This window comes from Halomonas urmiana (assembly GCF_005780185.1).
In the GTDB taxonomy this organism is placed as follows: Bacteria; Pseudomonadota; Gammaproteobacteria; order Pseudomonadales; family Halomonadaceae; genus Halomonas; species Halomonas urmiana.
The window spans coordinates 72,526-79,442 of the sequence record NZ_VBUI01000022.1; the positions used below are offsets into that span (position 1 = coordinate 72,526).

The window sequence follows — 6,917 nt, forward strand, 5'->3', positions numbered from 1 at the left end:
CCCTGGGGGCAAGATCCTGGCGGGTTCTTCAAGCTTCCGGCTTCAAGCTCTGTTAACGAGGTTCGAGATGTCAGATACCCCTTCCTACTCAAGATTGGCGCTCGACGACCGCGGCGTGGCCTGGCTGACCCTGGAGCGCCCGGACGTCCACAACGCCTTCGACGACCACCTGATCGCCGAGCTCAACGATCATCTGCGCCGCGTCGGCGAGCTGGCCCACCGCGGCGAGGTGCGCCTGCTGGTGCTGGGCTCCGAGGGCAAGAGCTTCTCCGCCGGGGCGGACCTGAACTGGATGAAGCGCATGGTCGACTATGACTTCGAGGACAACCTCGCGGACTCCCGCGAGCTCTCGGCGCTGATGCACGGCCTGGACACCCTGCCCTGCCCCACCGTGTGCCGCGTGCAGGGCGCCACCTTCGGCGGCGCCGTGGGCCTGGCCGCCTGCTGCGACGTGGTGATCGCCTCCGAGAAGGCGAAGTTCTGCCTCTCCGAGGTGAGGATCGGCCTGTCGCCGGCGGTGATCAGCCCCTATGTGCAGCGCGCTGTGGGCGAGCGCCAGATGCGCCGCTACGCCCTGACCGCCGAGGTGATGGACGCCGCCACCGCCGAGGCCCTGGGCCTGGCCCACCGGGTGGTCGCCGCCGACGACCTGGACGCCGCCGTCGCGGCCATGGTCGACACCCTGCTTGGCACCTCGCCCCAGGCCAGCCGCGCCACCAAGGCGCTGCTCGCCGAGGTGGCCCGCGAGCCCGACAGCAACACGACCCGCGATCATACCTGCCGGGTGATCGCCGAGCTGCGGGTCAGCCATGAAGGCCAGGAGGGCCTCGCCAGCTTCTTCGAGAAGCGTCGCCCCGCCTGGGCCCCCGACTCCCCCTCGAACACGGAGCGCCGCTCATGAGCCGTTCGACCCCCTTCGACACCCTGCTGGTCGCCAACCGCGGCGAGATCGCCTGCCGGGTGATGCGCACGGCGCGTGCCATGGGCCTGCGCACCGTCGCCGTCTACTCCGACGCCGACGCCAACGCCCGCCACGTGCGCGAGGCCGACGAGGCGATCCGCCTCGGCCCCGCCGCCGCCCGCGAGAGCTACCTCAAGGTCGAGGCCGTGGTCGAGGCCGCGCGGCGCAGCGGTGCCGGCGCCATCCACCCCGGCTACGGTTTCCTCTCCGAGAACGGCGCCTTCGTCGAGGCGCTCGACCGGGCCGGCATCGTCTTCGTCGGCCCGCCCGCCTCGGCCATCGCCGCCATGGGCGACAAGTCCGCCGCCAAGGCACGCATGGCCAACGCCGGCGTGCCGCTGGTGCCGGGCTACCACGGCGACGACCAGGACGACGCCCTGCTCAAGGCCGAGGCCGACAAGATCGGCTACCCGGTGCTGCTCAAGGCGAGCGCCGGCGGTGGCGGCAAGGGCATGCGTGTGGTGGAGTCCGCCGCCAACTTCCAGGCCGCCCTGGAGGGCTGCCGCCGCGAGTCCCAGGCCGCCTTCGGCGACCAGCGCATGCTGATCGAGAAGTACCTGACCCAGCCGCGCCACGTCGAGGTGCAGGTGTTCTGCGACAGCCTCGGCAATGGCGTCTACCTCTTCGAGCGCGACTGCTCCGTGCAGCGCCGCCACCAGAAGGTGCTGGAAGAGGCCCCGGCCCCGAGCATGACCGCCGCGCTGCGCCGCGAGATGGGCGAGGCCGCGGTGCGCGCCGCCAAGGAGATCGGCTATGTGGGTGCCGGTACCGTGGAGTTCCTGCTGGACATCGATGGGTCGTTCTTCTTCATGGAGATGAACACCCGCCTGCAGGTAGAGCACCCGGTCACCGAGATGATCACCGGCCAGGACCTGGTCGAATGGCAACTGCGCGTGGCCATGGGCGAGGCGCTTCCCCTCGACCAGGACGAGCTGACCATCACCGGCCACAGCTTCGAGGCACGCCTCTACGCCGAGGACCCGGAGCAGGACTTCCTGCCCGCCACCGGCACCCTGACCCGCTTCGCCATGGACCTGGAAGGCGCCGGCCTCGACCCGGAACGCGTGCGCCTGGACAGCGGTGTGGAGACCGGCGATGCGGTCTCCATGCACTACGACCCGATGCTCGCCAAGCTGATCGTGCACGGCAACGACCGCGCCCAGGCGCTGGCAACCTTGAACCGCGCGCTGGCCGCACTCGACGTGCAGGGCGTGGTCACCAACCGCGCCTTCCTGCAGCGGCTGGCCACCCACGACGCCTTCCGTGACGCGGACCTCGACACCCGCTTCATCGAGAAGCACGAGGAGACCCTCTTCGCGCCGCGCCGCTACAGCATCGAGGAGTACGCCGGGGCTTCCCTGGTGGGACTGCACCAGCTCGCCCGCGAGTGCGAGAGCGACTCGCCCTGGGACCGCCACGACGGCTTCCGCCTCAACGCCCCGCACACCATCCGCATCGCCCTGTGCGACCCGGCCCATGCCCAGGACGACGACGACTCCGAGGCCGTGGTGGTGGTCGAGGGCACCCGCGAGCGCGAAGACGCCGCCTGGCACCTGACCATCGGCGACGAGACGCTCACCGCGCGCCTCGACCCGCTCGCGGGCGACGCCGTGGCCATCACCCTGGACGGCCACCGCCGCCGCCTGCAGGCGCGTCGCGACGGCAACATCGTGGTGATCGTCGACCCGCGCGGCGAGACCCGGCTCTTCTGGCGGCGCATCGATGCCATCGACCACGGCCGCCAGGAGGCCGAATCGACCCTCACCGCGCCCATGCACGGCACCGTGGTGGCGCTACTGGTCGAGCCCGGCGCCCGCGTCGAGAAGGGCATGCCGCTGATGGTGATGGAAGCCATGAAGATGGAGCACACCATGACCGCCCCCGCCGACGGCCACGTGGCGAGCTTCCACTTCCAGGCCGGCGACACCGTGGGCCAGGGCGACGTGCTGCTCGAGTTCGCCCCCGACGAATAGCGCCGAGCGCCGAGCGCCGAGCGCCGAGCGCCGAGCGCCGAGCGCCGAGCGCCGAGCGCCGAGCGCCGAGCGCCGAGCTCAAGGCTAAGCCGCGACGCTATCCTCCAATGCTAGCGGCGCCGGGAACAGGTCTCAGAGGGGGTCCTATGCCAGGGGTGGGGAGCACGGCTCCGAACGGGCTGGCCAGGGAGGGCCAGCACCGGTCCTGCAAGCGGAGCAGGATGCGAGAGCGCAGCAGGGTATCGGTAGCGCCCAGGGAGGGGGTCACAGCACCCCCTGAAGGCCGGCACCGCTCGAAGACCTGCGCCGGGCAAGCCGCGGCTAGTAGTTACCTTATCGGTTCGTCCTGAGCAAGACAGGAGAAGATTTATGGCATTTCCCAACCACGTGCGCCTGGTCGAGGTCGGCCCCCGGGACGGCCTGCAGAACGAGCCCGAGCCGATCGACACCCAGACCAAGCTCGCGCTGATCGACCGGCTCGGCGCCGCCGGCCTCACCCACATCGAGGCGGCGAGCTTCGTCTCGCCCAAGTGGGTGCCGCAGATGGCCGATCACCGCGAGGTGATGCAGGGACTGACGCGCCGCAATGGTGTCACCTACTCGGCGCTCACCCCCAACCTCAAGGGACTCGAAGCCGCACTCGAGTGCGGCGTGGACGAGGTCGCGGTGTTCGGCGCCGCCTCCGAGGCCTTCTCGCAGAAGAACATCAACTGCTCGGTGAGTGAGTCCCTCGAGCGCTTCGCCCCGGTGCTGGAGCGCGCCCGGGAAGCCAACGTTCGCGTACGCGGCTACGTCTCCTGCGTGCTCGGCTGCCCCTACGAGGGCGAGATCGCTCCGGCCAAGGTGGCCGAGGTGTCCAAGGCACTGTATGAGATGGGCTGCTACGAGGTCTCGCTGGGCGACACCATCGGCACCGGCACCCCGCTCAAGGCCAAGCGCATGATCGAGGCCGTAGCCCGCGATATCCCAATGACTCAACTCGCCGCCCACTTCCACGACACCTACGGGCAGGCGCTCGCCAACCTCTACGCTGTAATGGAGGAAGGCATCGCCGTGGTCGACAGTTCCGTGGCGGGCCTCGGCGGCTGCCCCTACGCCAAGGGCGCCTCCGGCAACGTGGCAAGCGAGGACGTGGTCTACCTGCTCGACGGGCTGGGCATCGAGAGCGGCATCGATCTGAACGCCCTGGCCGCCACCGGCACCTGGATCACCCAGACCATCGGCCGACCCAACCGCTCCAAGGTGGGGGTGGCGTTGGCTGCGAAGTAAATGCAGCGACAAAACGAAAAACCCCCGGGCCAGGTGACTGACTCGGGGGCTGTTGGGTTGTGCTCGGTGTATTCGCTTTAACCAGGCAACATGCGCGGCGACGGAATGAAGGCGAAACCGCGATGTAGTAGTCGACGCCGTGACTGGCTTGGTTATGTGTTTATCTCACGGCAATAGACAGCATATTTTTCGAAGTCATTCCTGCTGTAGGCTCCCTCTGCCAGTGTCAGTGGCTCACCATTTAAGAAACGCTTGTGATGAATGTAGTGCTCTAACGAGTCCCACGCCTTTACAAACGCGGGCCCCCACATTTTTGAAAAATGTTTCTTACTGATAAGCCCAGACATGGCCATGTAGGACAAACGTTGCATTACAATGCTGACGCGATACGCAGCCTCAAGAGTTTCTTGAAACCAAGCGACCTCATGATTTTCACTCCCTAACTCCCCGTTCTCATAGTCACCCGCGTTATGGAGCAATGCCAGGTCTGGCTTTATTTTTGACATCTCATCCATTGCCCATAGTAGCAGGCTACTGTCTCTGTTCTTAACTTCCTCCTTAATAGTGCGGTAAGCAAAAATTACCGACACGAGTAAGAAAAAATTGATAAAAAGCATCAGGATTGATGTGATCGCCGAAACACCAGACCAATCCAGCGGATTTAATACTATCTGAACCGATTCCATCTAACCTCTCAACTAGAAATACACATCGACGCTCAGCACGCGTGACTGCGAAGTGAAGGCGAAAGCGCAATATGGCTGGCGCGCCGTGACTGGCCTGGTTAGCTGCACACGGCCTCTTTAATGGATTGGACCCGTGGGTCACGTAAAATAGGCCCTTTCAGGATCAAAATGTGAGCATTCACATGCTCACGGTATGAAGCGTACTCTCCCACAACCTCGTGTGGGATCAACAACGCCTCAATGATGTTAAAATGCTCGTCATAAATCACCGCTGCGAGTACGTCAAAATCTTTCTCGGCGTACTTTCTGATCGCGCTAAGCTGACGTGAATTATTTGTAGGCGTAACACGACGACCTTTTACCTGTACGCGCATACCATCTTTTCCGATACCGTCGTAACCCGCTTTGGAGTTTGATTGAAGCTCAAGGTCCAAAGTCCTTGCCACTAGCCACTCCGTATAATCGCCAAGTGGGTTATTCTGAGTTCTGACCACCCCTCTGGCTTTCAGCTCGTTGGTCGCAGATGCCTGAAGCTGCAAAAGCTCTTGGACTGTAAGTTCACTGAGTTTCACTCGTTCTCCCGTTCAGCTAACGCCGTAAATCAGCCGCGCCGCCTTTTGGCGTCGGCTGCATTTGGCTTGTTAGCGATCATTTCCATGTTGGCCTTCATCGCCCCGCATCAATTTCGTGCTCCATAATAGAGGCCGATGGGAGTACCATCCTCAAGGTACGGTTGAGCAAACATGATCCACGGTACCGGTTCGCTCTCACCCATACTCGATCCATGGATAACGCCAACCACGATAATATCGCCCGGCTTAACGCTCACGCGAAAATTGAGCGTTATTTTAAGGATATGCAAATCTTCCTTTGAAATCTCGATGGGGAGAGCGTTTGGCGAGCTGTATCCCCCATATTTTTCTTGCCTCTCTACCAGCTCCTTGATTATGAAGCTGACGGTATGCAACCCGCCTCGGTCAGGCGCGATTTCTACGACAACGGCACGGACATAGTATTGCGGATCGCTAACTACGGACGCGACACCTTTTGCGGACCCTAAGGTGAAAAAGGCGCAAGCCAGCCCAAGCATGATTAGATTTCGTCGCGTTAAAATCACAGCAAGCGCTCCCTGACGCTAACGCCGCAATAAACCGCGCGAGCTTGCGAGCGTCGGGCGACCGAAGGGAGCGAATTTAATGGTCTTGTTATGTGTTAAAATCACAATATTAATTATTTTTTTCAGCCTCTTTCTGTAGTTTTTTGACATAATTATTTAATGATTTTTTGAAAATGGGGATAGTTTCATCAACAAAATCCCAGTTAAAACTCAGCAAGGCATTACTCCAACCTACGCTATAAACAACCCCGTCTTCATTTGGCATTTTATTACCATGTGTCATTCTAAAACTATCTTGGTCAAAGTGAGCACCGTGCTTGTTACGGTATGATCTGGCATCTTCTATAAATTTATAAAATTTATCTTTAACATCACCAGAAAATTCCTCCAAAATTATCTCATCAAGGATGGGCTTCCGAAATAATCTATTATTAGGAGAAATAATTCCAGTTTTCCCATTGCCATCGTTAATAATAGTGCAGAATTTTATGATTACTTCTTCAGTTATTAGCTCATCAATGAGTTGAATATCATGAATGTCAGGAAATAGAGACCCATGCTTATCTTCAAAGTTATCTAATGCTTCTCCTTCGAGCCGCAAACCAGTTTTCAACCTCATGCGCTCTTGATCATATAATTCGGTAATGCCCTGCGGTCTTCCAGTGTTACAGAAACGATCAACTCGTTTTCTAAGCGCTAGAAGATCAGTAATTCTATTAAGTGCTATTTGCCACAAATACAGCCTACCAAGGGTTTCTGTCACTGTTGGCATCACATTTTCCTAACATTGATGATGAACTTTAAATGACTCTATCATTATCCAACTAGACACATTAAAGTGGACCCCAATATCCGGACAACGGTTTAAGCTGTAGCCGAGCCTTCGAATCGGGATGACATCGAGATGAGCG

Annotated in this window: 7 protein-coding genes; 3 read left to right on the plus strand and 4 right to left on the minus strand. The window is 60.6% G+C overall.

Annotation, left to right across the window (positions count from 1 at the left end):
• The first annotated feature begins 67 nt into the window (after nucleotides 1-67).
• The 3 genes from FEI13_RS14295 to FEI13_RS14305 all read left to right on the plus strand — a co-directional run bounded on the left by FEI13_RS14295 (nucleotide 68) and on the right by FEI13_RS14305 (nucleotide 4,203).
• On the plus strand, nucleotides 68-901 hold the full coding sequence (locus tag FEI13_RS14295) for an enoyl-CoA hydratase-related protein (RefSeq protein ID WP_138182193.1): 834 nt from the start codon (nucleotides 68-70) through the stop codon (nucleotides 899-901).
• Nucleotides 898-2,934, plus strand: a complete 2,037-nt coding sequence (locus tag FEI13_RS14300; RefSeq protein ID WP_138182194.1) for an acetyl/propionyl/methylcrotonyl-CoA carboxylase subunit alpha — start codon at nucleotides 898-900, stop codon at nucleotides 2,932-2,934. Before FEI13_RS14295 ends, FEI13_RS14300 begins: the two co-directional genes overlap by 4 nt.
• 369 nt (nucleotides 2,935-3,303) lie before the next feature.
• Entirely contained in the window at nucleotides 3,304-4,203 is a 900-nt protein-coding gene (locus tag FEI13_RS14305; protein ID WP_138182195.1) for a hydroxymethylglutaryl-CoA lyase, read from the plus strand.
• Nucleotides 4,204-4,355: 152 nt separating this feature from the next.
• On the opposite strand, the gene FEI13_RS14310 is transcribed toward FEI13_RS14305, so the two are convergent.
• From FEI13_RS14310 to FEI13_RS14325, 4 genes are all read right to left on the minus strand, one after another.
• Nucleotides 4,356-4,889 (minus strand): hypothetical protein, encoded by a 534-nt coding sequence (locus FEI13_RS14310; protein ID WP_138182196.1) that lies wholly within the window; start codon nucleotides 4,887-4,889, stop codon nucleotides 4,356-4,358.
• A gap of 98 nt (nucleotides 4,890-4,987) precedes the next feature.
• On the minus strand, nucleotides 4,988-5,461 hold the full coding sequence (locus FEI13_RS14315) for a DUF6998 domain-containing protein (protein WP_138182197.1): 474 nt from the start codon (nucleotides 5,459-5,461) through the stop codon (nucleotides 4,988-4,990).
• A gap of 107 nt (nucleotides 5,462-5,568) precedes the next feature.
• Entirely contained in the window at nucleotides 5,569-5,979 is a 411-nt protein-coding gene (locus FEI13_RS14320) for a hypothetical protein (protein ID WP_138182198.1), read from the minus strand.
• Between the two features lie 136 nt (nucleotides 5,980-6,115).
• On the minus strand, nucleotides 6,116-6,778 hold the full coding sequence (locus FEI13_RS14325; protein WP_138182199.1) for a hypothetical protein: 663 nt from the start codon (nucleotides 6,776-6,778) through the stop codon (nucleotides 6,116-6,118).
• Nucleotides 6,779-6,917: the final 139 nt, after the last annotated feature.